Consider the following 25,031-nt stretch of genomic DNA (forward strand, 5'->3'; position numbering starts at 1 on the left):
TGTTGCTTATGGCAACTGGTCGATAGCTGTTAGCTAAAAGCCAAGAGCCAACAACAAGCCTTATAAGTGCAACACTGGTTTTGCCTTTGTGATGAAATTTACCGATAAAAAGCGAATGGCCAATGGCAATAAGCCAATAGCCAGCAGCTATATACAACCTTTAGGGTGGTTTTAGCGGTGGGGCTCACCTGTTCCCATTCCGAACACAGAAGTTAAGCCCACCAGCGCCGATGGTACTGCGAAAGCGGGAGAGTAGGTCACCGCCAGTTTTTATTTAAAAGTCTCATAGATTAAATTCTATGAGACTTTTTTTATGCCCATAACTCAAAGAATATTCAAGGGAAGAACCAAAAGAGCCAAGTGAAAAGGATAAAGGAAAAAGATCCAAGTAACAAGTAACAAGTAACAAGTAACAAGTGAAAGTAAAAAGTAAAAGTAAAAAGTAAAGAAGCCCCAGGATATAATCAATCATCATTCATCAATTATCAATTATCTTTCATTGCTCATTACTTATTACTCATTACTTAGCCGCGATAGAAACGGCATCCTTTTGGGTTGCGGGCGGAGTGAAGCGGAGCCCGTAACCCAAAAGATACAGTGGATAGCGGGAATAAGCTCATGAATAAATATTTCGCATACCAAAAACGTTTTACTTAAAGTAGTGGATAACTTTTCTTTAATTCAATTATTTTTATTCTTAAAAAGTAAAATAGACTAAATCTCTTAAGGTTTTTTTAATTTATATCGTAAATTTATAATATGAAAGAGCATATTGTAAGAGGTTTTAGGTTTAATACTTATCAGGAACCGGAACGATCTGTATTTGACCGATTGCTGGAAATTTTTACAGATTTACTGACGCATACTTCAGGTGATTTTGATGAAGCAATTGACTGGCTTCGAATGCTTGATGAAGAATACCAATTAACCACTCCTGAATATACAATAGAAGATTTTATTGAAGATCTTAAGAAGAAAGGATATATTCGGGAAGAAATTAATCCTGATGGAAATGGGAATGGAGTTACCTTAAGTGCAAAAATGGAGCAGAATATTCGTAAACAGGCACTTAAACAAATATTCGGAAATCTTGAAAAGAGCGGAAACGGAAATCATAAAACGAATAAAAGCGGAGCAGGTGAAGACTCAACCGGAGAATTCAGAAATTATAATTTCGGAGATGCTGTAGAAAAAATTTCTATTACGGAGAGTTTAAAGAATGCACAAATCAATAATGGTATCGGAGATTTTCATCTTACTGAAAATGATCTGATTGTTGAAGACAGCATACATCAGTCTCAAATGAGCACTGTTTTAATGATCGACATCAGCCACAGTATGATTCTGTATGGTGAAGACCGTATTACGCCGGCTAAAAAAGTGGCGATGGCTCTCGCTGAATTAATCACAACACGTTATCCGAAAGATACTTTAGATATTATTGTTTTTGGGGATGATGCATGGCCTGTAAAAATTCAGGAACTTCCTTATCTGCAGGTGGGTCCTTATCATACCAATACTGTTGCAGGGCTTCAGTTAGCAATGGATATTCTTCGGAGAAAGCGAAATACCAACAAACAGATTTTTATGATTACCGACGGAAAGCCAAGCTGTGTGCGCGAACCGGATGGTACTTATTATATGAATTCTTACGGACTGGATGAATATGTTGTTCAGAAATGTTACAATATGGCAGCTCAGGCAAGAAGGCTCCATATCCCAATTACTACTTTTATGATCGCTCAGGATTCTTATTTACAGCATTTTGTAAGCGAATTTACAGAAGCCAATCAGGGAAAAGCTTTTTACACCGGTCTGAATGGTTTGGGGAACATGATTTTTGAAGATTATGAAACCAACCGCAAAAAGAGAATCCGTTAGAAATTTATAACTCAATAAAAATTATCAATTAGATTTAAATACAATGACTGCAAAGCCAGAAATAAAAACGCTTGGTGCATTAAAAGCATTAGGTTATACATCAAAACATATTAAAGACGAATTACGGGATAACTTAAAGGCTAAAATTCGAAATAAAGAATCTGTATTTGAGGGAATCTTCGGATATGAAAATACGGTCATTCCTCAGTTAGAGCATGCGATTCTCAGTAAGCATAATATTAATTTATTAGGATTGCGAGGTCAGGCTAAAACAAGACTGGCAAGAATGATGACAAGCTTATTGGATGAATGGATTCCTTATGTTGATGGAAGCGAGATTAATGATGATCCTTTTAACCCGATTTCACGGTTTGCAAAAGAATTAATTGAGAAAGAAGGCGATAATACACCCATTGAATGGCTTCATCGCGATGAAAGATTTTTCGAAAAACTGGCTACTCCGGATGTTACCGTTGCCGATCTTATTGGTGATGTAGATCCTATCAAAGCTGCTAATCTTAAACTTTCCTACGCAGACGACCGCGTGATCCATTTTGGAATGATTCCGAGAGCGAACCGCTGTATTTTTGTAATTAACGAGTTGCCGGATCTACAGGCGAGAATTCAGGTTTCCCTGTTTAATATTTTACAGGAAGGCGATGTTCAGATTCGTGGATTTAAAGTGAGAATGCCTTTGGATATTCAGTTTGTTTTTACGGCAAATCCTGAAGACTATACCAACAGAGGAAGTATTGTTACTCCTCTGAAAGACCGTATTGGATCGCAGATTTTAACACATTATCCTGAAAATATCAATATTGCGAAAGAAATTACAAAATATGAATCCAGTCTGGACAGCCGACAGCAAGAAGGAGTGTATGTCCCGGCTTTGGCTAAAGATCTTCTGGAACAAATTGGTTTTGAAGCCCGCGAGAGCGAATATGTAGATGCAAAAAGTGGTGTAAGTGCGCGTATGAGCATCACGGCATTCGAGAATTTGTTAAGTACCGCAGAACGCAGAGCCTTGTTGACCGGAGAAGAAAAGACTTCAGTAAGGCTGAGTGATTTTGTTGGCGTCATTCCTGCAATTACAGGAAAGGTAGAACTGGTGTATGAAGGAGAGCAGGAGGGAGCAGAATCTGTTGCGCAGCTTTTAATAGATAATGCCGTAAAAACTTTGTTTACCACGTATTTCCCCAAAATAGAAAAACTGGAGAAAAAGAATGTAGACGGACCATTCAGCCAGATCACCGAGTGGTTTTTACAGGATGACGGTTTTTTGGAAATTACCGACGAATCTCCGGACGAAGTCTACGCGAAAAATCTAAATCGAATCACTCCGCTTGATGAAATCATTGAGAAATATCAACCTGATACACAGCCTGAAGATCTTTTATTTTTAAAAGAATTTATTCTTTGGGGATTGGCTGTGAATAAAAAACTGAATAAGGAAAGATTCACAACGGGGGTGTTCTTTTCATAATAATATATATTAAAAAATCCCCATGATTAAGAGCCAATCTATTATGGGGATTTTTTAATAAGCCTCCAGCCAAATTGCAGTGCAGAAAATCTTTACAGATAACAACAATTGATTATGCTGAAGGCTACTGATAATATAATATTGAAAGATTATGGTTTCCAAAAGCTCCATACCGTACCGTTAAATACGGCAAGCTGATGGGCTGTTGTATCATATACCATCATTCCGGAAGATGGGCTAATGATGTTAAGATGAGGGCTGGAAACTTTTGGCAAAACCATTGCTTTATTTGTGTCGGTAAGGACCAGGATACCCGATGTAGAATCTGTTGCTGCATTTGTACCTATCGAGGTTTTGGCAGAAGATACATCGGTAAGTGTGTTTTGCAGAGAAGTGTCAACAATACCTGTATTATCTATCGTAAGATCAAACCAGGATCCAGCTTTTAAATATTTTATTTTTTTATCTGTAATGTCATAAATGATAGTGCCATCTACAGCACTGATAACACTAGAGACAGATGTTACCCAAGGGAGTAATATGCCCCTGTTTCCGTTACCAAATTCTAAAGAAACAGATGGGTTTGTGATATTAGATTTACCTATTGCTACCTGTGAAAAAGAAAGTAAAGAGGTAAATAATAATGTGAATAATATGGTCTTTTTCATTTGTATAAAAATTATTGTTTTTATTGAGACCCTTTGCGGCAGGATATTTCTACCGCAATAGGATCTCTTCTCAATCATTTCTGTTTTTATCAATTAGGGACAAGTCTGTGTATTAAAACATTGCCAGTTATATGTAACGCCATTATCAGTAGTGGTATATATTTTCAGGCAGTTGTTAGTTGTGTCATATACCATCATCCCCTCTACGCAGTTTGCAGTAGGTATTGCAGCTATTTGTGCTGCTGTCAATCTGTTTACAACGAATCCTTTAGTTTTGGCTTCCAGAGCAATCCAGGCACCTTTTCTTACCATTGGCCAGTTGCCATTATTTGCTCCCGCTCTGCCCAGTGCAGTAATACCAAATTTAGTATCAAGTACAGTTCCTGATGTAATTGCAGGTTTATAACAGTAACAACCACTTTGTATTGCTGTATTTTGCGAATCACCAACTGACTGGCCGCCACTTACAACAGTAGGAATACCATTAGCATCTACACAATTAGAAGCAGCACAAAGATTTTGATTAGCAGCAGTAGAGCCTGTTCCTACAGTTACTGTACCTCCAGCGTTTACTAATTGGGAAGGTGGAATGTTAGCACCTCCTTCTAGTGCATCTAAACAGCCATCATTATCACTATCTAAATCAAGATAATTAGGAATGCCATCTCCATCTGTATCTCTATGGTTACAGTAAGTTATTGTGTTCTGCTCTATACTGATTAATCCTCTTAAACCCGTATTACCAGCACCAACCCCATCTATGTTTGAGTATGCTGTATAATCCCAAATATAAGTCATTCCATAACTTGAGCTATATGGTAATGTCCTTCCAGAATTAACTGTATTTACATTAGTTTGTAATTGCATTTTTGCATAGTAGGCATTTTGGGAATTTATGGCATCTGAAACTGACATATTAAATCTAGAAAACATATTAAGGTTGGAACTTATATATGTTGATATTAATCCAGAAACAGTTGGTAAATTACCAATAGTTGTAGTGAACGTTCCCAAATAATTTATGGAAGCATTGTTAAGCAAATATCTTAGTCTAGAGTCAGGTACAGGAAATGGGGCACCGGATATATCTTTAGTAGTAGAATTATTAATAGGTAAGTTTGTATATAATTGAGTAGTATTAGGTCTAATTGAAAAAAGATTAGTATCTATATTAAATCCTTCCCATGTATGATCTTGTGGAGTATTAGAAACAAAATCTGAATAGGTAAATGGTACATTAAAAGAATTACCAAGACCAGCAACAGGTGTTCCGGAAGTTAATGTATATACTAAATTAAATGTACCACCATTTGCCATAATACTTGCGCCAGCCAATGTGGCGTTGAGATCCAATGTATAGAGACTTTGTGATTCACAATATCCTTCATTAGTATCTAAAATACCATCATTATCATCGTCTAAATCAATATTATCTGCGATTCCATCACCATCAGAATCGGTAAAACAAGAGCTAATACTAACAATAACAGGAGTAGATACACTACCGTAACAGCTGTTAGTAGCATCATAATAAGTGGCATAATAAGTGCCATTACCTACAGCATTAGGAGTGCTTACTAATGTACCACTACTAGGTGTATTACTGGTGTGCCATTGTAAAGTAGTACCAGATGGAGGTGTACCTGTACTATGTGTAGTAAGATCTACCGTAGTAGAAGGGCATGTATTAGTAAGACACTTAGCTACATATATAGGTTCACTTACGGGGCTATAGTAATTATTAGTAGCATCCCAATAAGCCGCATAGTAGATACCAGTAGAAGCAGTAGTAGGATTTGCAATTTTATTAGCAGTAGTAGCTGGGTTTCCCGTATGAAAAGTAAGTGTAGTACCAGATGGAGCAGTAGAAGTTACTAATGTGGTTAAATTACCTGTAGAGGTAGGACAACTGTTAGCTATTTTATTGCTTCCAATAGTAGGAGTAGTCATATTACCTAAATTAGAAATACCATCTATAGAATAATATCCTCCTGTCCCGGATAAGTGTTCAGCATCTATGAGAAATTCAGCAGAAGTTGTAGTAGCGGTAAAAGAGACCTTCATAGTTGTCCATGTACTTCCTATTAATAATAGTGTAGGAGATTCTCCTACTTTTACTCCATTTATCCATGCTGAGACTTTACCAGGTGAAGTCAAGGAACCACCACCAAAATTAGCCACATACATAGTAAAGGAATATTGTTGTCCTATATTAAGTCCTGTAACGGTTTGTTTAATGGCTTCATTTTCATTAATAGAAGAAGAAATCCCTACCCATGTTCCTCCGTTTGGAGAAGCAGCAACAGCAACAGCAGCATTATTATTAAATGCTGTAAAAGATGTAGATAGCACATCAGGAGTAGGAGAGTTATTAGCTGTATTAGTAGGAGTATATCCGATAGAAGCAGTCCACCCAGTAGGCATTTGACTGTTTCCAGCCGTTCCGTTCATATTTCCATTGACAATAGGAATGGCTTGTGCTTTTGCTAATTGGAATATACTAAACAGAAGAATTGTATATATAATAAATTTATTTTTCATAATGTTTTTTTTATTATTGAATACCAGGAATTGAAGTACCTGCTTTACAAGCATTATTGTCAGTTAGGTTAGAAATTCCATCAATTGAGTAGTATCCATTACCAGCACCACTATCTGCATCTATAAGAAATTCAGCAGAAGTTGTAGTAGCAGTAAAAGAAACATTCATAGTAGTCCAAACATTTGCTTGTAGAGCTAGAGTTGGAGATTCACCTACTTTTACTCCATTTATCCATACTGAAATTTTACCCGGTGCAACAAAGCTGCCACCACCAAAATTAGCTACATACATTGTAAAAGAGTATTGGTGCCCAATAACAAGATTTGTAATAATTTGTTTTATGGCTTCATTTTCACTAACCGTAGAAGAAATCCCTACCCATGTACCTCCATCTGGAGATGGTGATACAGCTACTGCAGCATTGTTAGAAAAAGCAGTAAAAGAGGTAGATAATACATCTGGTGTAGGTGAATTTAAAGCAGTGTTATTAGGTGTATATCCTACAGAAGCAGCCCATCCTGCTGGAGTATTAGATTGTCCTGCGATACCATTCATACTGCCATTACTGATGGGAATAGATTGAGCTTCTGTTTTTTGAAAGATAGCCAAGAGCAAGATTATATAAATTAGAATTTTATTTTTCATCTGTTATATTTAATTATTTTGTGATTATTGAATATTAGGAGCTGTATTATTTGTAGGATTATCGGTATTTTTTTTGCCGGGTATAGTAAGTGTTGAACTACTACCTAGAAGGTTCCTCGCTCCAGAAGTAAACTCTAATGTTACCTGAGCAAATATATTTCCCGAAATAAATAATGCTAATAATATATTTAAATATTTTATATCATTTTTAAATATCATTTTTTTCATGTCTGTGTATATATTTTATTGAAAATATTAGTGCTCAATGATGCCTGTGCTAAATTGGTATGGAATATAAGTTTTGTATATGTTATTATAATTGCAGAAAATAAGGGAGGAGCTCTGGAAATAACTTGTCTGTAATAATTGTAATAGACTAGTATATAAGCATAGGCTTTACTTTTTTTGCCATATAAATTTTTATAATTAATGCTATGGTAATAGATATTTATATACTTTTTTACTTTTGTTCCGTAATTGATAATGAGAACAGATTTTACAACAAGATTGTTAATAAATGAATGATAAGGTAACGAAGAGATAGACTTATCCGACTTAGCTTCTCTTTTTTTATTACTCTTTGTGATTAAATATTTATTAAATGATATTTTCGAAGAAAAAACATAATTATCCACTTTTGCAAACATCTTTTTTTGCTGACACGATATTGCAATAAAAAATAAAAATGTAAATACAGAAAAATGCATACATGTAAAAGCCAAATCTTTTTGTAAAGATTTTGTTTTAAGATAAATTGTTTTCAATATGCTGTTTTCTGTATTCATAATATAAAGAAAAATGTATGGCTGCGTTTTTTTAAACATCTGTTTCAAAGATAAAAGAGATGAACCTGTGATGAGAAAATTCCATATACTTACATCTACTCCGTGATTTTTTAAATTTTAAATTACTGAATTACAGTGTTTTGTATTTTTACGTAATATAGGGTTACTTATTTTTTGAGTACATTATATTTATTTTTGAGTAGGCAAAATGCTGAATAAGTACAATGAAGTATATTGAAAAACGACACGAAAACGAAGTAGTATGATTGGAAAATCATTTTAAATAAATAAACCAATTTTTATCCGTTTCTTCAATAAACAAAAAGAGACAGTATTATGAAGTATTTGAATTTTTAAAGCTGAATTTTAATGAACATGAGTTCGATGAAAAAACAATACAAAATATCAATAGGAATGGGCTTTAGTTTATTTTAGTAATTAAGAAAACAATTCGCTTTAGCCAAAACTTATTCAGATACGGAAAAGATTGGGTAAACATCTCAAAATACATCAAGATTTAAATATTTCACGAACTTTAAATAACTCACAAATTACCCTGAAGCAGACAACTGAGTGTGTAAAAATTGTCGAATAATAATTTTGTAGACGGATACAAACGCTGATATTCATCATAAAAGATAACATAAAAGACTTCGGTTATATTTATCCTTCTTATAATCAGCTTGTTTTTAGAGCTATTCTTTAAATGATAGCTTTAGATGGATAAGAATCATTAAATCCCGATATTGCAAAAAATACCAAAGAGTTATGGGCAGTTATAATTAGAAATTCGAAATAAAAAGAGCAAGATCCTCCTTAGATTCTAATTCTATTTTTTTTCTGATTCTGTACTTCTTATTCTCAATACACCTTACACTCGAGTTTGAATAGATAGCGATCTCTTTTGTTGAATAATTAAGTTTCAGATAAGCACATACCAATATTTCATTATGGGTTAGTGAAGGATAGTTTTTCTTAATTTTTTGGATAAAAGAAGGAAATGCTTGAGAAAATTTTAGAAAAAACAATGAACTGTTTTCTTTGGCAAGATTATTTAAATCGTACAGATCATCAGGAGAAACATTATTTTTATTTACAAATTCCTGTAATTTCGACTCAGTTTTTATTTTCGTTTTATATAATTTGAGAACAAAATTTTTAATATTAAGCATTAATATAGTACTGATAATCGTGTTTAAAATATTGAATAGAATACTTATTTTAAATATTTTAGATTGCAGTCCCTGTGGCAAAGAACGATTGTAAAAAAGACGATGGTCTGTACAAAAATTAATTAAAAGTTCGATGCAGATGAAAATGAAAATAGGCATCATTTTTCTGGATTGCAGCTTGAGATTAACAGAATATGGAATGCAGAGTATTAAACTCACATAGTACAGATCTATGCCGGATTTAATTCCCACATAAGAGCTTACATAAAATATGATCACTGAAAACAGAGCATAAGCAATATACATGAATGTGAGGGAATAATAAATAGCTTTCGAAAGAACTAAATATAAAATGAATGCTGTACAAGTGAGCAGAATGGTGGTTAAAAAATATAAACCATAAGTATAAACAAGTATAGTGTTAAAAATAAACACAATACAAAGGCTGAGAGCATATATATTGAAAAGCCTTTTTAATCTTATTAAAATTCCTTTCGCTTCATGATAAGAAAAATGCGGACTTCTGTAATGCATAATAACGATTTGTGTTTTTATAATAAAATTATTTTGAATGTCCGTTTAATAAATGTGGTAACTCACTTTCCTTCAAAATAGATAAATCGCTGAATCGATTGATATTCTATTTATAAAAACTAAAGGAAAACCATAAATTGATTTCTCTATTAAACGGACAGACTAATTAATCTTGTTGAAAGCTGTCTAACATTTTTTCTGTTAAAAAGAATTCCGGCGGATTAATCTATTCATGCATACAAATTACAATTGTAATTAATTAATCATCAAACCTGTATAACTCCCAGATTAAACTTCTCGGTAATAGGAGAATGATTCGCAGCTTCAATTCCCATAGAAATCCATTTTCTGGTATCAACAGGATTAATAATTGCATCGGTCCACAATCTTGCTGCTGCATAAGTTGCTTCCGTTTGTTTCTTATATTTTGCCGAAATAGAATCCAGAATTTCTTTATGTTCTTCCTCAGAAATTTCTTTTCCTTGCTTTTTCAGAGTAGACTCCTGGATCTGTGCCAAAACTTTTGCTGCCTGTGCACCGCCCATTACCGCAAGATCTGCCCATGGCCACGCAACAATTAACCTTGGATCATAAGCCTTTCCGCACATCGCGTAATTTCCTGCTCCGTAAGAATTTCCGGTAATAATCGTGAATTTAGGAACTACAGAATTAGAAACAGCATTTACCATTTTTGCACCATCTTTAATAATTCCTCCGTGTTCAGATTTAGAACCCACCATAAAACCGGTTACATCCTGTAAAAACACCAAAGGAATTTTTCTCTGGTTACAGTTCGCAATAAATCGGGTCGCCTTATCCGCAGAATCAGAATAAATTACCCCTCCGAACTGCATTTCCCCTTTTCCGCTTTTTACAAGCTTTCTCTGGTTCGCTACAATCCCTACAGACCAGCCGTCGATTCTTGCTGTCGCACAGATAATGCTTTTTCCGTAATCAGGCTTGTATTCTTCGTACTCAGAATTGTCTACAAGACATTTTATAATATCGTAGGTATCATACTGATCCGCTCTTGAAACAGGCATGATTCCGAAAATATTTTCAGGCTTTTCTTTCGGCTGTGCGCTTTCAATTCTGTCGAAACCTGCTTTTTCCGTACTTCCCAAAGACTTCATGATATTCTTAATCCTGTTCAGCGCATCCTTATCATCTTTAGCCTTATAATCTGTAACTCCCGAAATCGAACAATGTGTAGTTGCACCTCCCAGAGTTTCATTATCAATACTTTCCCCGATTGCCGCTTTTACCAGATAACTTCCGGCAAGGAAAATAGAACCCGTTCCCTCCACAATCATCGCTTCATCACTCATAATCGGAAGATAAGCACCTCCGGCAACACAGCTTCCCATCACAGCAGAAATCTGAATAATTCCTGCAGCACTCATTTTAGCATTATTTCTGAAAATTCTTCCGAACATCTCCTTATCAGGGAAAATCTCATCCTGCATCGGTAAATAAACTCCCGCAGAATCCACCAGATAAATAATCGGAAGTCTGTTTTCCATGGCAATTTCCTGAGCTCTCAGGTTTTTCTTACCCGTGATCGGAAACCACGCTCCCGCTTTTACAGAAGCATCATTTGCCACAATGATGCATTGTCTTTTAGAAACATACCCAATCACCACAACAACACCCCCGCTTGGGCAGCCTCCGTGCTCCTCGTACATTTCATATCCGGCAAAAGCACCAATTTCTATGGAATCAGAATCCTTATCAAGAAGATAGTCAATTCTTTCTCTTGCCGTCATTTTTCCCTCTTCACGAAGCTTCTGCAGCCTCTTTTCACCACCTCCCTTTTTAATTTCTGTCAATAAGCGATTGATTTCGGATAATTTTAATCTGTTCTGATCTTCTCTTTTGTTGAATTCAATGTCCATAAAAATTTCAATTTTTTCCGTTTAAAGATACTATTTTTTACATGGAATGAAAATGGATGTAAACAAATGTTTAATAAATTGGTTTTCAGAATTTTATGAAATATTTAACAAAAAATATATTTTTTATGGTTCGTAATTTGCTAACTTTACAATAGAGAAAGTGAGAGTGAAATCTTTACTTCCTCTAAGTTCCTAGTTTATTTTTTTAATAGTTTATTATTTGAAGGCCCTGAAAGTTGAATAAATTTTCAGGGTTTTTTTATTTTATGTTAAATAGAAACCGCAAACCTTTTTCTCTTACAATGATTTATGGTTTAAATTTTATTACAAAATCAAAAAGTTTTACTGAAAAATTATTACACGAAATGTAAAACCTATTTGTATTTTTGCAAAAAATAGTATAAGAAGGTAGGGTATGCATAAATTGGCTCTTTTCAGATTGCATTTGATAGTGTTTTTGTGGGGATTTACGGCAATCTTGGGAAAGCTGATTCATGCAAATGCAGATATTTTGGTTTTTTACAGAATGCTGTTTGCGGCGATCTGCCTTTTCGTATACATCCGTGTTTTTAAAAAAGACAGCATTAAAGTTTCGAAGAAAGTATTTTTCCAGCTGGCTGCAATCGGCTTTTCGATGGCGCTTCACTGGTACTGCTTTTTTTACTCCATTAAAATTTCCAATGTTTCCATTGCATTAAGCTGTCTGTCTTTATCCACCTTATTTGCATCCATTCTGGAACCTTTGATTTTCAAAAGAAAGATTGATATTTCGGAAGTCGTGATGGGAGTGGTAATTGTCGCCTGTATTTTATTAATATTTAAAACCGAATTTCAATATAAAGAAGGAATTTTTTACGGAGTGTTGTGTGCCATTTTCGGAACCATTTTTTCGGTTTTCAACGGAAAGATGTTTGGGAAAACAAGCTCAGGAAACATTATTTTTTATGAAATATTCTCAGGATGGTTTATTTTATTAATATTCTATCTCTTCTCAGGACAATTTTTTTCGATAAATGAAATAAGTTACCGCGATATTGCGTTAATAGGTGTACTGGCAAGTGTTTTCACAGCTTTTCCGATGCTGGAATCGGTGAATCTCATGAAATATATTTCGCCTTTTACATTAATTTTAACAGTTAATTTAGAACCGGTTTACGGAATTATACTAGCTTTTTTTATCTTTGGGGAATCAGAACACATGAGCCCGATTTTTTACATCGCTTCAGGAGTTATGATACTGGCAATCATTGCTAACGGATTGATAAAAGCTAAAAAACAAAAAACTTTAAATTAAGCATCAATTGATATGATGAAAAAATATTTTTTACTTGCATTCTCTCTGGTTTTCGGGATATCGCAATCTCAGATCATCAGAAAATATTCCAACGAATTTCTGAACATCGGAGCCGGAGCAAGAGGTCTTGCGATGGGAGGCGCAGTAATCTCCAATCAGGATGATGTCTATTCTCCGATGTGGAATCCCGCTGGATTAATGGGCGTGGAAAAAGACTGGCAAGGCGCGGCAATGCACGCCGAATATTTCGAATCTATCGCAAAATACGATTATCTTGCCTATGCAAAAGTTCTGGAAACCGGAGTTTTCGGAGTTTCTGTTGTAAGATTGGGCGTAGATAATATCTTAAATACCACACAGTTAATCGACACCGAAGGAAATATTGATTATGATAAAATCACCAAATTCTCTCAGTCCGATTACGCCGCAATTCTTTCCTATGCATTCAATCCGGGAGGAAATCAGAAGCTTGATGTGGGGATTAATGCTAAAATTGTGTACAGAAACGTAGGGAAATTTGCCAACGGATATGGTTTCGGTTTCGACGTGGGTGCTATTTATAAAATGGACAACGGCTGGAAACTGGGAGGGATGCTGAGAGATGCAACCACTACCGTGAACTTCTGGAGCGTCAACCAGAAAGAACTTTCCACGGTGGTTAACGGAGAAGAATTCAACCCTGCGCCAAAAGATAAAATGGAACTTACGATGCCTAAATTAAATGCAGGCGTAAGCAAAATGTTTGAAATCAACAGCAGTGTTTACGTTTTGCCAGAAGCGGGAATTAACGTAGATTTCGCAAAAACGGCAGCATTGGTTTCTACTGATTTTGCCAGTTTAACGCCTTATGCCGGAGCAGAATTAGGTTACCAGAAAATGATTTTCGTGAGATTGGGAGTTAACAGATTCCAGTCGATTACAGATATTGAAGATCTCAGAAGAAAAGTTTCTTTCCAGCCAAGTGCAGGAATCGGGATCAGATACAGAGGTCTTACGCTAGATTATGCAATTACCAATTCCGGAATCGGAGGATCTAATTTCTATTCCAACTTCTTTTCTCTGAAACTGGATATCGGGCAGTTCAGAAACGATTAAATTTAAAATTAAATGAAAAAAATTGCACTTGCTGTAGTAACATTCTGTTCGATAGTGGCTTTCGGACAAAAAGTTTCGGATTATAAATATATTGCTCTTCCTTCAAAATTTACAACATTTAAAGAAGATTTTGGTTTGGGAGAAATGCTTACAAAAACTTTAAGAAGTAAAAATTATACAGTAATTCCTTCGGATAAGTTACAATGGCCTGCTGAAGCGCAAAGTAATCCGTGTAATGTTCTGATGGCAGATATCATCAATGACAGTGGATTTTTACGAAACAAAGTTTTGGTTCAGTTTAAAGACTGTAACGATAAGGTGGTTTCATCTGCAAAAGGAGCTTCCAACATTAAGGAATACAAAGAAGGTTATCAGGATGCACTGAAACAGACTTTTGTGTCTATTTCTCCGGCTAATCCTGTAGCGCAAACTTCTCCGGCAAAAGTTCAGGAAGCCGTAACCACAACTTCTGCACAGACTGTTGCCAATAACTCATCTTCATCTGTAGACAATACTGCGTTGAAATTCAGCAATGGAAAAACAGACCTTCAGAAGATCCAGATCGATAATTCTCAGTTTATTCTGGTGAATTCTAACAGCTCTTCGCCGTTTGCGACTTTTAAAGCTACAACGAAAAGCGATGTTTTCAGAGTAAAACTTCAAAACGGAGAATCCACTTTAGGTTATTACGAAAATGGAAATATCGTGATTGAAATGCCTGTTTCCGTCGGAGATTACAGCAAAGAAATATTTTATAAGAAATAATTGCAATAATACATAAAATCAAAAGTCCTCATAACGAGGACTTTTTTTGTAAATTTAAATATGAAGAAGTTTTTGAGTTAAGTGATCGTTAACCTGATCTAATTTATAAAAAATATTTAAATTAACAAATATTATAAAAATTATTTTCATAAAATTATTTATTAATTATAATTTATTTTATGTTTATCTCTATTCGTTGAAAAAATCATAAATTATTTTAGCTTTGCTTTTCCCTAAAATCTCCTCCAATGTCTCAAGATTAGATTCCTTGATTCTCTTTACCGATTTTAATTTTGAAAGCAATAATTCAATTGTTTTTTCCCCAACTCCCGGAATTTCTTCCAGCTCAGATTTTATCGTAGAATTTTTTCTTCGGGTTCTGTGATGTTTCACTCCGAAACGGTGCGCTTCGTCTCTTACACGCTGCAAAATCTTCAACGTTTCAGACTTTTTATCAAGATATAAAGGAATAGGATCTTCCGGAAAGAAAATCTCTTCCAGACGTTTCGCAATGCCTACAATAGTAATTTTTCCGTACAATCCTAACAGTCTCAGACTTTTTACCGCAGAAGATAACTGACCTTTTCCACCGTCAATCAAAATCAATTGAGGCAGATCTTCCCCTTCATCCAGCATTCTTTTGTAGCGGCGGTAGATCACTTCCTCCATTGTAGCGAAATCATTGGGACCTTCCACAGTTTTCGGATGAAAAATTCTGTAATCGGCTTTGCTTGGTTTTCCGTCTCTGAAAACAACACACGCAGAAACAGGATTCGTTCCCTGAATATTGGAGTTATCAAAACCTTCAATGTGTCGTGGTTCAACCGGCATTCTCAGCAATTTCTGCATTTCAGACATAATTCGGTTCGTATGTCTTTCCGGATCAACGATCTGAACCTGTTTTAATTTTTCTAGACGGTATTCTTTCGCATTCTTTTCAGAAAGCTCAACGATTCTTTTTTTATCACCCACTTTCGGAACGATCAGTTTTACATTCGGAATTTCAATAGAGAGATGAAAAGGCAGAAGCACTTCTTTTGAATGGGAATCGAATTTCTGACGGATTTCCACCAAAGCCTGCTCCATAATGTCTTCGTCGCTTTCCTCAAGGATTTTTTTGATTTCAGTGGTATAACTCTGGATAATATTTCCGTTCCTTATTTTAAAGAAATTAACGTAAGCCGCTGTTTCGTCGCTTGTCATTCCAAAAACATCCACGTCATCAATACTTGGGTTCACCACCGTATTTTTAGTCTGATAATCTTCAAGCGCGTCAATTCTTTCCTTGATGATCTGTGCATTTTCAAACTGAAGATTGGTTGCATATTTCATCATCTGATTCACCAGATATTCTTTTGCTTTACGGAAATCTCCTTTGATGATTCCGCGGATGGCATCTATTTTTTCATCATAATCTTCCTTGCTTTCCAGTCCTTCGCAGGGTCCTTCACAGTTTTTGATGTGATATTCCAGACAGACTTTGTATTTTCCTTCATCAATTTTACTCGGAGCTAAATTGAGATTGCAGGTTCTTAATTTATAAATATGCTTTATCGTATCAAGAAGAATCTTTGCAGGACGCACTTTTGCGTAAGGTCCGTAATATTCGGAACCGTCTTTAATTTTGGTACGGGTAAGAAAAATTCTCGGAAAATCTTCATTTTTAATACAGATCCATGGATACGTTTTGTCATCCTTCAGCATGACATTATAAAACGGCTGATGTTCCTTAATTAAATTATTTTCCAGTAAAAGAGCATCATATTCACTATTAACGATCGTTGTTTCCAGTCGCTGGATTTTTCCCACCATGATTTTGATGCGGTACCCTGAAAGATTTTTGTTGAAATAGGAGAGAACCCTTTTTTTCAGATTTTTAGCCTTTCCTACATACAAAAGCTGATCATTTTTGTCATAATAACGATAAACACCGGGCTCGGAAGGTAAAGTTTTGAGTTGTAATTCTAAAGAAGGATTCATATAACAAAACTACGGAATTTAGAAGCACAAAAAAAGCCGCAGAAATACTACAGCTTTATAATGTTTGTTAAAATTGATTTTAATTAAACAGTTTCTTTATAAACGATTTATTCTTTTGTACTTAAAAATTTAGCTTTGGCTCATTTCTGTATACTGATACACTAAAAAGCTGAAATAATCCCATTCCACAGAATTCTTAGGATATTTTTTCATAAACTCAGGATTGTCGCCAAAAAGAAAATCATAATTGTCTTCGAAATCATCTTTATGAAGCCACATTACTTTGTCTCCTTTTTTTACATAGTAGGATTTTGTAACGCCGCCTCCCAACTGTGGAGAACCCATCACCGAAAATCCGCCGGTTTCTTTTGCTCTCGGATCATGATATACAGAAATAATATCATCAAATTCCGGATTGATGACCTGCATTAAGAATTCTTTGTCGTCTTTCTTATTTTTCAGGGAAACCGTCTGGTTTACAAAATGAATGCGGTCTTTGGTCGTAGAATTTTTTAATTTTTTTGTCTGATAGTTTCTGATGTTGCCCATGTACTTAAAAACTTTCCCCACTTTTTCCGCCTCATTCGGATACAGATACATTTCGCTGATGTTATCGGCAACAAATACCGATGGCTTTTTAGAAATGCTGTCTTTCAGGGTAACCTCGAAAATCTGACCTTTTTTCGTATCTGTTTTGCTGCAGAAACCTTTGTGTGTTGTTCCGTCCTTTAATATTACGGTAGAAGTTTTTTTTACAGAGGGAGCATTAAAACCTTCGTTAAAAAGGTACTGTTCCATTTTTTTAATTTCTTCTTTGGAGTATTTTACTTTCTGTGCGAAAGATGCTGTGCTTACCAAAAACAGCGTAAACAATAAAGTTTTAAGTTTCATGGGGATGTTAATTTTTATATTTCTGCGGTAAAAATAGCAAATTAATTCACTTATTTTCAGAAAAATATATGCTGTTGAAATTTAGTTTTTCCAATCGTTGCCAAATGCGTAATTTTAAGACAAAATTTTGAGAATGATATACGGTGTAGATGTTTTCAGTTTCCATGATGTTTTGGAGATCTGCAAAACTCCAAATAAAGCTAAATTAAACAAAGCCGCTAAAGAACAGATTTTAAAATCCCAGAAAAATGTACAGCAGATTGTAGAATCAGACCGATGTGTTTATGGAATCAATACTGGTTTCGGACCTCTTTGCGATACAAAAATATCGGCGGATGAAACTGCGCAGTTGCAATATAATCTGATTATTTCTCACGCAGTAGGCGTAGGAAAACCAATTGATAAAGAACTTTCAAAAATTATGATGATAGCGAAAGTTCATGCACTGTCAAAAGGTTTTTCAGGAGTTTCTCTGGAAGTTATCGAAAGATTGATCTTAATGCTGGAAAAAGACATCATTCCGGTAGTTCCGGAGCAGGGTTCTGTAGGAGCTTCAGGAGACTTGGCTCCTTTGGCGCATCTTGTTTTACCGCTTTTGGGGCTGGGAAAAGTATGGGTTGGGAATGAAATTTTTGAAACAGCCGAAATTTTAGAAAAAAATAATCTCGAACCTTTGGTTTTAGGACCGAAAGAAGGATTGGGATTAATCAACGGAACGCAGTTTATTCTTGCTCATGCCATAAAAGGATTAGAAAAATTTGAATATTTACTTGATCTTGCAGACATGACAGCGGCAATGAGTATTGAAGCATACAGAGGTTCTGCAAGTCCGTTTAAAAAAGAACTGCATGAGATCCGTCCGTTTGAAGGAAGTAAAAAAGTAGCGGCAAGAATGCTTAAATTTTTAAAAAGTTCTGAAAATCTTAAAGCACACGAATATTGCGACCGTGTTCAGGATCCGTATTCCATGAGATGTGTTCCGCAGGTTCACGGTGCAAGCAGAAATGCATTCGAACATCTGAAAATGATGGCAGAAACGGAACTGAATTCGGTAACGGATAATCCAATCGTTTTAAGCGCGGAAGAATCTATTTCCGGAGGAAATTTCCACGGACAATTGATGGCTTTACCTTTGGATTATGCAACTTTGGCTGCTGCCGAACTGGGAAATATTTCAGATAGAAGAAGTTACTTGTTACTGGAAGGAAAATACGGCTTACCAAGATTACTGACGGAAAGTTCGGGTTTAAATTCAGGATTTATGATTCCTCAGTATACTTCTGCTGCGTTGGTTACGGAAAATAAAACATTATGTTTTCCGGCTTCTGCGGATTCTATTCCGACGAGTTTAGGACAGGAAGATCATGTTTCTATGGGAAGTATTTCCGGAAGGAAATTCAATCAGGTTCTTGGAAATTTGGTCAATATTTTAGCGGTTGAACTTATGTTTGCAGCACAAGGTTTAGAATTCCGAAGACCTGCAAAATGTTCAAAGATTATTGAAGAAAACTTCGCAATTCTCCGTTCAAGAGTTGCCAAGCTTGAAGATGACCGACTGATCGGACAGGATATGCTTGCAATCGCGGAATTGATAAATGAAAGGAAATTTATAGTTAATTAATCTTTTAAACATAAATGAGAAAAATTATTTTATTTCCAATGATTTTGTTTTGTATAAATTTTTATTCACAAACAAAGCAAGATAAGATTAAAGAGCTGATTTCTTTAAATGGAACTTTTCCTATTTATAAAGAAGCTGAGAGAAATATTATTGCTGAGTATAAGAAAAAATATAATCATGTTCCTGAAAGCGCATGGAAGAATATTGAAAGAAAAGTTAATATTGATGATCTTTTGAATAAAGTGATTAACATATATGACAGTCGATTTAGTGAAAAAGAGATTGAAGAATTACTCGCTTTTTATAAAACAGAAGTAGGTAAAAAACTCATTCAAAATTCATTTGATATGATAACTGAAATTCAAAATGAAAGTAAAAATTGGGGGATGAGCGTAATGCAAACGGTTAATGCTGACTTAGAAAGTTCAGGATATTTACAATCTCCACCACCGCCAATGCCTTCATCAGATAAGTAAATAACACTAAGGCTTCCGGAAATGGAAGTCTTTTTTATTTTTTAAGATTAAAAAAAATATATTTGTGTTGAATTGTGAAAATATGAGTGTCATTTGTGTCTAAAAAACATCGCCACTGGAAAAGTATTAAAATTTAAAAACAAAATCTTTAATTTAGCCTAAAACCATTGCCATGACAATTAAAAGAACAGATTCTTCCAATAAAGATTTTCAAAATTTAGTAAAGCTTTTAGATGCGGATTTAGCCATTCTTAATGGGGAACATCATGGTTTTTACGATCAGTTTAACAAGATTGATATGATTAAAAACTGTATTGTCATTTATATAGATGAAATTCCTGCAGCTTGTGGAGCATTTAAAAAATTTGATGAAGAAACAGTTGAAATTAAAAGAATGTACACCAATCCTGATTTCAGAAAGAAGGGTTTAGCAACAGCCATCGTTAAAGAACTGGAAATCTGGGCAAAAGAATTTAATTATACAAAAGCAGTGCTGGAAAGCTCACGCGAGCAGAATGAGGCACTGTCCGTTTATGAAAAGAGCGGTTACACCAGAATTCCAAATTATGGACAGTACATCGGAATTGATAAAAGTGTCTGTTATGAAAAAGTTTTGTAACTTAATTTGAAATATTATTTCAAGCATAATAAATTTTTAAATTCTGTTGCTCGGTAATTCATTGTAAATTAATATCTTGGTTTTACCAATCAAATAGTATTTATATGAGAAAAAATGTTTTTTACCTTTTATTGTTGTTCTTTGTTTTTACTTCATGTAACAGAGACGACCTTCAAAACAATGTTGCCAGTACAGAAATCACTCAGAAAGATCCTTTAACGGCAAAACAGATCAATGAAAAAATCAACGAAACCATCAAAACAAAAGGCAGATTTTCATGGAATGAATCTTCCGATCACTTTTTATGGAGCGGAATTTTTCAGGGAAATAAAATTGCTTCCATCGGATTTGGTTCTTCTTTCGACAGAAGTCTGGATGCGAACAACAAAGCTATTGAAAACGAAATTTTAGATCTGATTAAAAAATATGAAGGAAAGACCGACAGAATTTTACTGTCTTCAGACCAATATTTAAATCAGATTGATGTTGCGATCGAGAAGCAGGAGACAGTGATTGCACTCAGAAAAATGAAAAACATCCGGTATCTGGAACCTGCAGATTACCGTTATTTTGAAAATGAAAAACAATTCGGAGCAACTGCAAAATCCAGCAGCAGCTCTTCAGGATGCGGATTTGAATCTACCGCTTTGAATGCTGCGGATTATACAACCGTTTCTCCTAATGCAAAAGCACCTTGGTCATTTACGAAACACAATATCATTAATGCATGGAGCTATAGCACCGGAGCAGGAGTAACCATCGGAGTGATAGACAGCGGTGTTTCTCCGGAGCAGTCTTTATTAGGAAGCAGCTTTAATAACGGACTTTCTACAGGAAGAACCATCAGTAAAAATGGAGTGTATGTAGATTCAGTCTGGCCATGGAGTACAGGATACGACGGTTCTGCCGATAAATGTGGTCACGGAACAAGCATGGCTTCTGCAGCAGCAGCGCCTAGAAACAATCAGGGACAGCCGGTTGGTGTGGCTTACAATGCCAATCTGGTAACGTACAGAGCAGCTTCCAATGTAGTTCTGGACGGATATCACGAGCAAAACGGAGTGAAAATTGCCTTTACAGAACTGGGAAATAATAACAGTGTAAAAATTATTTCAATGTCGATGGGACATATCTTTTCTGTCGGAAAAATTGAAGATGGGGTAAAATATGCGTATTCAAAAGGAAAATTAATTTTCTGCGCAGGTGGAACTTCTACCAGTTTTACCAATTTCGTAGGTGTAATTTTTCCTGCATGGATGCCTGAAACACAAGCGATAACAGGAGTAAAAGAAAATACTTCAAATCAGAAATGCGATGTTTGCCATTCAGGAAGCGAAATCGATTTTACTTATCAGATGGAAAGAGCTTCGGGAAGCAATATTCCGGTACTGAGTTACTATAACGGACAAACAGATTATGTGGGAGGATCTTCCGTAGCAACGGCTTCCACCGCAGGAATTGCGGCGTTGGTCTGGGCTAAAAATCCTTCATGGACGAGAGATCAGGTCATTAATAAAATGAGACAGTCTGCAACCTATTATCCGACTCCGAACTCAGATTACGGATACGGAAATATCAATGTTTTACAGGCAGTTCAGTAAAAAATTAAACGAAAAAATAGAGAAAAAGGAGTATTGTTAATTAGCAATATTCCTTTTTTTATTTCTCCTGAATCATTCTATTAAGTATTTCTACTTAGATGAAAAAATGAGTAAATCTACGCTAACATATTTATTTTAAGCGTGGTAACTTTGAAGTGTGATCACAAACAAAACTTAATAATCCTGGAGACCAGAAACCATTCAAACGGGGCGAAATCCGAAAAGCCAAAAGAGTAGGAACACAAAATATAATTAATCATGGAAACAAAAGAATTAGTAGGAGGCTGGACAGCTTATCATCCTTTAACACCGGAAGATAAAAAAGTATTTAACGAAGCAATGCAAGGATTTGTAGGCGTACACTATAATCCTCAATCGGTATCTACACAATTGGTAAACGGAACAAACTACCGTTACAAATGTCTTGCTTCAATGCCGCCTTCTGAGGTAGTTTGGGAAGCTATTGTAGAAATTTATGCTCCGATTAACGGACAACCTCATGTTGTTGGTATCCAAAGATTGTAATAACAGCATTACCCTTAATAAAAAAGAAAGCGGAAGAAAAATTATCTTCCGTTTTTTTTATCCTATTCTCACGCTCGTCATACTCAGAGATCCTCCAATTAATTCATCATTAAATAAACTGAGGCTTTCAGATTTCTCCTTCAGTCCTAAAGTATAGATCAGAGGAAGATAGTGATCAGGAGAAGGAACTGCATATTGCAGCGAAGTTCCCTGCTTCTGGTAATCGATGATGTTCCGGAAATTTCCGTCCAAAAGCCAGTTGTTGGTTTTCTCTCTGGCTTCAATCGCCCAGTCCCAGCCGGCGCCGACGGTATTGATGTTTTTCCAGTCGATCAGTCTCAAATTATGAACAATATTTCCGCTTCCGATAATTAAAATTCCTTTTTCGCGTAGCTTATTAAGTTTCTTAGCTAAATCAAAATGATACTGCGGAGATTTTGTATAATCAATACTCATCTGAATAACAGGAATATCTGCATTCGGATACATATGTTTAATCACCGACCATGCTCCATGATCCAGTCCCCAATTATGATCTTCTTCCACCACAACCGGAGCCAGTAACTCTACAGTTTCTTTTGCCAGTTCAGGATTTCCCGGAGCCGGATACTGTACATCAAACAAAGCCTGCGGAAAACCTCCAAAATCATGAATCGTTCTCGGCATTTCCATTGCCGTTACCTTCGTTCCCTGTGTAAACCAGTGTGCCGAAATACAGAGAATAGCGTTCGGTTTCGGAATTTCAGCGGCAGCTTTTCGAAAGCCCTGTACAAATTGGTTTTCTTCAATAGCATTCATCGGCGAACCGTGTCCCAGAAAAAGAACAGGCATTTTCTCGGTATTATTAAAATTTTCGCTGATGTTTTGTAAATCGTTGAGGTTCATTTCTTTTATTCTCGAAAACAGAAAAGAGCAAAGGTAATATAACGTTCCTTTGCTCTTTTACCTTGATTTTTTATGTTTTATGCTTGTTTTACAAACTGTAATTCTCCGGCGATTTTTACTTCTTCGCTTACCATTACACCTCCCGCTTCAAGCGCAGCATTCCAGTTCAGTCCGAAATCTTTTCTGTTGATTTTCCCTTCGAAAGAGAAACCAGCTTTTGTATTTCCCCATGGGTCAACATTAATTCCGTTGAAATCAACATCAAGCGTTACAGGCTTTGTAATTCCGTTAATCGTTAAATTTCCTGTTACTTCATTGTTCAAAGCAGAAGATTCGAAAGTAATCGTTGGATTGGCTTCAGCGTTAAAGAATTCAGCCGATCTTAAATGGTTATCTCTGTCTGTATTGTGCGTAGAGATAGAAGCTGTCTGAATAGTTGCTGTTGTTTTAGCATTCGCAAAAGTATCGTCTTCAGCATCAATTTCAGCCGTAAAATCTGTAAAGTTTCCTTTGATATTAGAGATCATCATGTGTTTTACTTTAAAAGTAATTTCACTGTGAGCAGGGTCTAGGTTCCATTTTGTTGCCATTGTATTAATATTTTTGTTGTTAATTATACTGCAAATTTAGATCAAAAGAGAAGTGCAAATCATTGACGTAGGATAAGAAATGATGTTCTCTGTATTTTTCATAATCCTGTCATTTCAATGAATGATAAAACCCAAAATATTTTTTAAGGAAAAACAAAACAACTTTAAATTCTCATACACTCAAACTCTTAAACACTCACACGCTCAAACCCTCCAACCCTCCAACTCCCCAACTTAAAAACTCTCCAACTTAATCAGGAGCTTATCGCGCTTTCCGCACTCGCTATTTCTTTAGTTTCGGCGCGGGGGCGCCGCGCCGAAACTAAAGAAATGAGCTCAGACAAATGCTACAATCACGGCTAGGATTGAAGCCGGTTATTCATTACCCGTCATTGCAAACAGACTGAAGGTCTGCGAACGTAGTTCTGAAGCGACGAAGCAGTCTCAAAAAATCGTACACAAAAGTCTTTATTGGATTTATTCAAAGTATTTCAAAAGTCTGCAAAGAGAAAAAATCTATGATTTTTTTTAACTTATGTGCTCTTTTTTCCATTTAAGTATTAAACTTAAACTACTAAAGTGTTACAATCTTTTGCATCTTTTGCGGTAAAAAAGTTTAGACAAGTTTAGTTTATGCTGAGCTTGTCGAAGTGCCATTGCGATCGAAAATTTTGCATAATCATTTAAACAAAACTATTGCGTATTTTGCGTTAAAATTCTAACCAATGCTTATAACGAAGCAGGTTCCAATAAAAACAGAATTCTCAGTTTATGATTTAATAAGATTTGAAAATGCTTTTAATAGTAGTATTACAGAACAAAAGACATACTGCTCATTTGCTTAGTGAAACGCCGTTGCGAACGAAAATCCGCCAAATCATTTAAAATAATCCCTTTGCGTATTTTGCGTTAAAATCCTAACAAGTGATAAGAACGAAGCAGGCTCCAATAAAAACAGAAATCTCAGTTTATCATTTAATAAGATTTAAAATTCCTTCAAATAAATTCAAAATAAACAACAGCAAACTGCCATCACCAACCAACAAAAAACCAAACTCTCATTTTGCTTTAACACTTCTTAACC

Annotated in this window: 20 protein-coding genes and 1 rRNA gene; 11 read left to right on the plus strand and 10 right to left on the minus strand. The window is 35.4% G+C overall.

Annotation, left to right across the window (positions count from 1 at the left end; translation table 11 throughout):
* Window positions 1-161 precede the first annotated feature (161 nt).
* The 3 genes from rrf to WFH39_RS09995 all read left to right on the plus strand — a co-directional run bounded on the left by rrf (window position 162) and on the right by WFH39_RS09995 (window position 3,364).
* A 5S ribosomal RNA gene (gene rrf, locus WFH39_RS09985) occupies window positions 162-269 on the plus strand.
* 490 nt (window positions 270-759) lie between these two features.
* A complete protein-coding gene (locus tag WFH39_RS09990) occupies window positions 760-1,881 on the plus strand; it encodes a vWA domain-containing protein (protein ID WP_336689791.1) in 1,122 nt (373 codons plus the stop codon).
* A 43-nt stretch (window positions 1,882-1,924) separates the two neighbouring features.
* Window positions 1,925-3,364, plus strand: a complete 1,440-nt coding sequence (locus WFH39_RS09995) for an AAA family ATPase (RefSeq protein ID WP_336689792.1) — start codon at window positions 1,925-1,927, stop codon at window positions 3,362-3,364.
* Between the two features lie 149 nt (window positions 3,365-3,513).
* Here WFH39_RS09995 and WFH39_RS10000 read toward each other — a convergent pair whose 3' ends face one another.
* The 6 genes from WFH39_RS10000 to WFH39_RS10025 form a co-directional block, all read right to left on the minus strand.
* Window positions 3,514-4,032, minus strand: a complete 519-nt coding sequence (locus tag WFH39_RS10000; protein WP_336689793.1) for a hypothetical protein — start codon at window positions 4,030-4,032, stop codon at window positions 3,514-3,516.
* A 93-nt stretch (window positions 4,033-4,125) separates the two neighbouring features.
* Window positions 4,126-6,573: a hypothetical protein gene (locus tag WFH39_RS10005; protein ID WP_336689794.1), complete on the minus strand. Its 2,448-nt coding sequence runs from the start codon at window positions 6,571-6,573 to the stop codon at window positions 4,126-4,128.
* 13 nt (window positions 6,574-6,586) lie between these two features.
* Window positions 6,587-7,219 carry a hypothetical protein gene (locus tag WFH39_RS10010; protein WP_336689795.1) on the minus strand — a complete coding sequence of 211 codons (633 nt, stop codon included), beginning with the start codon at window positions 7,217-7,219 and terminating at the stop codon, window positions 6,587-6,589.
* Between the two features lie 24 nt (window positions 7,220-7,243).
* Window positions 7,244-7,447 carry a hypothetical protein gene (locus tag WFH39_RS10015; RefSeq protein WP_336689796.1) on the minus strand — a complete coding sequence of 68 codons (204 nt, stop codon included), beginning with the start codon at window positions 7,445-7,447 and terminating at the stop codon, window positions 7,244-7,246.
* 1,339 nt (window positions 7,448-8,786) lie between these two features.
* Complete coding sequence (locus WFH39_RS10020; RefSeq protein ID WP_336689797.1) at window positions 8,787-9,710, minus strand: helix-turn-helix transcriptional regulator; 924 nt, start codon at window positions 9,708-9,710, stop codon at window positions 8,787-8,789.
* 266 nt (window positions 9,711-9,976) lie between these two features.
* On the minus strand, window positions 9,977-11,605 hold the full coding sequence (locus WFH39_RS10025) for an acyl-CoA carboxylase subunit beta (protein ID WP_336689798.1): 1,629 nt from the start codon (window positions 11,603-11,605) through the stop codon (window positions 9,977-9,979).
* Between the two features lie 415 nt (window positions 11,606-12,020).
* Here WFH39_RS10025 and WFH39_RS10030 point away from each other — a divergent pair, with 415 nt between their 5' ends.
* Genes WFH39_RS10030 through WFH39_RS10040 form a run of 3 tightly spaced genes read left to right on the plus strand, consistent with a single transcriptional unit; the run spans window position 12,021 to window position 14,759 of the window.
* Window positions 12,021-12,899 (plus strand): DMT family transporter, encoded by an 879-nt coding sequence (locus WFH39_RS10030; protein ID WP_336689799.1) that lies wholly within the window; start codon window positions 12,021-12,023, stop codon window positions 12,897-12,899.
* 12 nt (window positions 12,900-12,911) lie between these two features.
* On the plus strand, window positions 12,912-13,994 hold the full coding sequence (locus tag WFH39_RS10035; RefSeq protein WP_076396673.1) for a PorV/PorQ family protein: 1,083 nt from the start codon (window positions 12,912-12,914) through the stop codon (window positions 13,992-13,994).
* 12 nt (window positions 13,995-14,006) lie between these two features.
* Window positions 14,007-14,759, plus strand: coding sequence for a hypothetical protein (locus WFH39_RS10040; RefSeq protein WP_336689800.1), 753 nt, complete (start codon window positions 14,007-14,009; stop codon window positions 14,757-14,759).
* A 189-nt stretch (window positions 14,760-14,948) separates the two neighbouring features.
* On the opposite strand, the gene uvrC is transcribed toward WFH39_RS10040, so the two are convergent.
* Together uvrC and WFH39_RS10050 are read right to left on the minus strand one after the other, a co-directional pair.
* Complete coding sequence (uvrC, locus tag WFH39_RS10045; RefSeq protein ID WP_076396677.1) at window positions 14,949-16,739, minus strand: excinuclease ABC subunit UvrC; 1,791 nt, start codon at window positions 16,737-16,739, stop codon at window positions 14,949-14,951.
* A gap of 129 nt (window positions 16,740-16,868) precedes the next feature.
* Complete coding sequence (locus WFH39_RS10050; protein WP_336689801.1) at window positions 16,869-17,630, minus strand: hypothetical protein; 762 nt, start codon at window positions 17,628-17,630, stop codon at window positions 16,869-16,871.
* A 133-nt stretch (window positions 17,631-17,763) separates the two neighbouring features.
* Between WFH39_RS10050 and hutH the strand changes: the two genes are divergently transcribed.
* The 5 genes from hutH to WFH39_RS10075 all read left to right on the plus strand — a co-directional run bounded on the left by hutH (window position 17,764) and on the right by WFH39_RS10075 (window position 22,472).
* Window positions 17,764-19,251: a histidine ammonia-lyase gene (gene hutH / locus WFH39_RS10055; RefSeq protein ID WP_336689802.1), complete on the plus strand. Its 1,488-nt coding sequence runs from the start codon at window positions 17,764-17,766 to the stop codon at window positions 19,249-19,251.
* A 14-nt stretch (window positions 19,252-19,265) separates the two neighbouring features.
* The gene (locus WFH39_RS10060; RefSeq protein WP_336689803.1) at window positions 19,266-19,727 is read left to right on the plus strand and encodes a DUF2059 domain-containing protein; all 462 of its coding nucleotides are present in this window, start codon (window positions 19,266-19,268) and stop codon (window positions 19,725-19,727) included.
* 172 nt (window positions 19,728-19,899) lie between these two features.
* Window positions 19,900-20,346 carry a GNAT family N-acetyltransferase gene (locus WFH39_RS10065; protein ID WP_336689804.1) on the plus strand — a complete coding sequence of 149 codons (447 nt, stop codon included), beginning with the start codon at window positions 19,900-19,902 and terminating at the stop codon, window positions 20,344-20,346.
* A gap of 104 nt (window positions 20,347-20,450) precedes the next feature.
* Window positions 20,451-21,947, plus strand: coding sequence for a S8 family peptidase (locus WFH39_RS10070; RefSeq protein ID WP_336689805.1), 1,497 nt, complete (start codon window positions 20,451-20,453; stop codon window positions 21,945-21,947).
* A 258-nt stretch (window positions 21,948-22,205) separates the two neighbouring features.
* Window positions 22,206-22,472 carry a hypothetical protein gene (locus WFH39_RS10075; protein ID WP_214588520.1) on the plus strand — a complete coding sequence of 89 codons (267 nt, stop codon included), beginning with the start codon at window positions 22,206-22,208 and terminating at the stop codon, window positions 22,470-22,472.
* A 57-nt stretch (window positions 22,473-22,529) separates the two neighbouring features.
* Here the strand turns inward: WFH39_RS10075 and ygiD are convergent, their stop codons facing one another.
* Complete coding sequence (gene ygiD / locus WFH39_RS10080) at window positions 22,530-23,357, minus strand: 4,5-DOPA dioxygenase extradiol (protein ID WP_336689806.1); 828 nt, start codon at window positions 23,355-23,357, stop codon at window positions 22,530-22,532.
* A 77-nt stretch (window positions 23,358-23,434) separates the two neighbouring features.
* Entirely contained in the window at window positions 23,435-23,947 is a 513-nt protein-coding gene (locus tag WFH39_RS10085) for a YceI family protein (protein WP_214588522.1), read from the minus strand.
* Between the last annotated feature and the right edge of the window lie 1,084 nt (window positions 23,948-25,031).

Origin of the sequence: Chryseobacterium sp. MMO-72, assembly GCF_037146035.1 — a bacterium.
GTDB lineage: Bacteria > Bacteroidota > Bacteroidia > Flavobacteriales > Weeksellaceae > Chryseobacterium > Chryseobacterium indicum.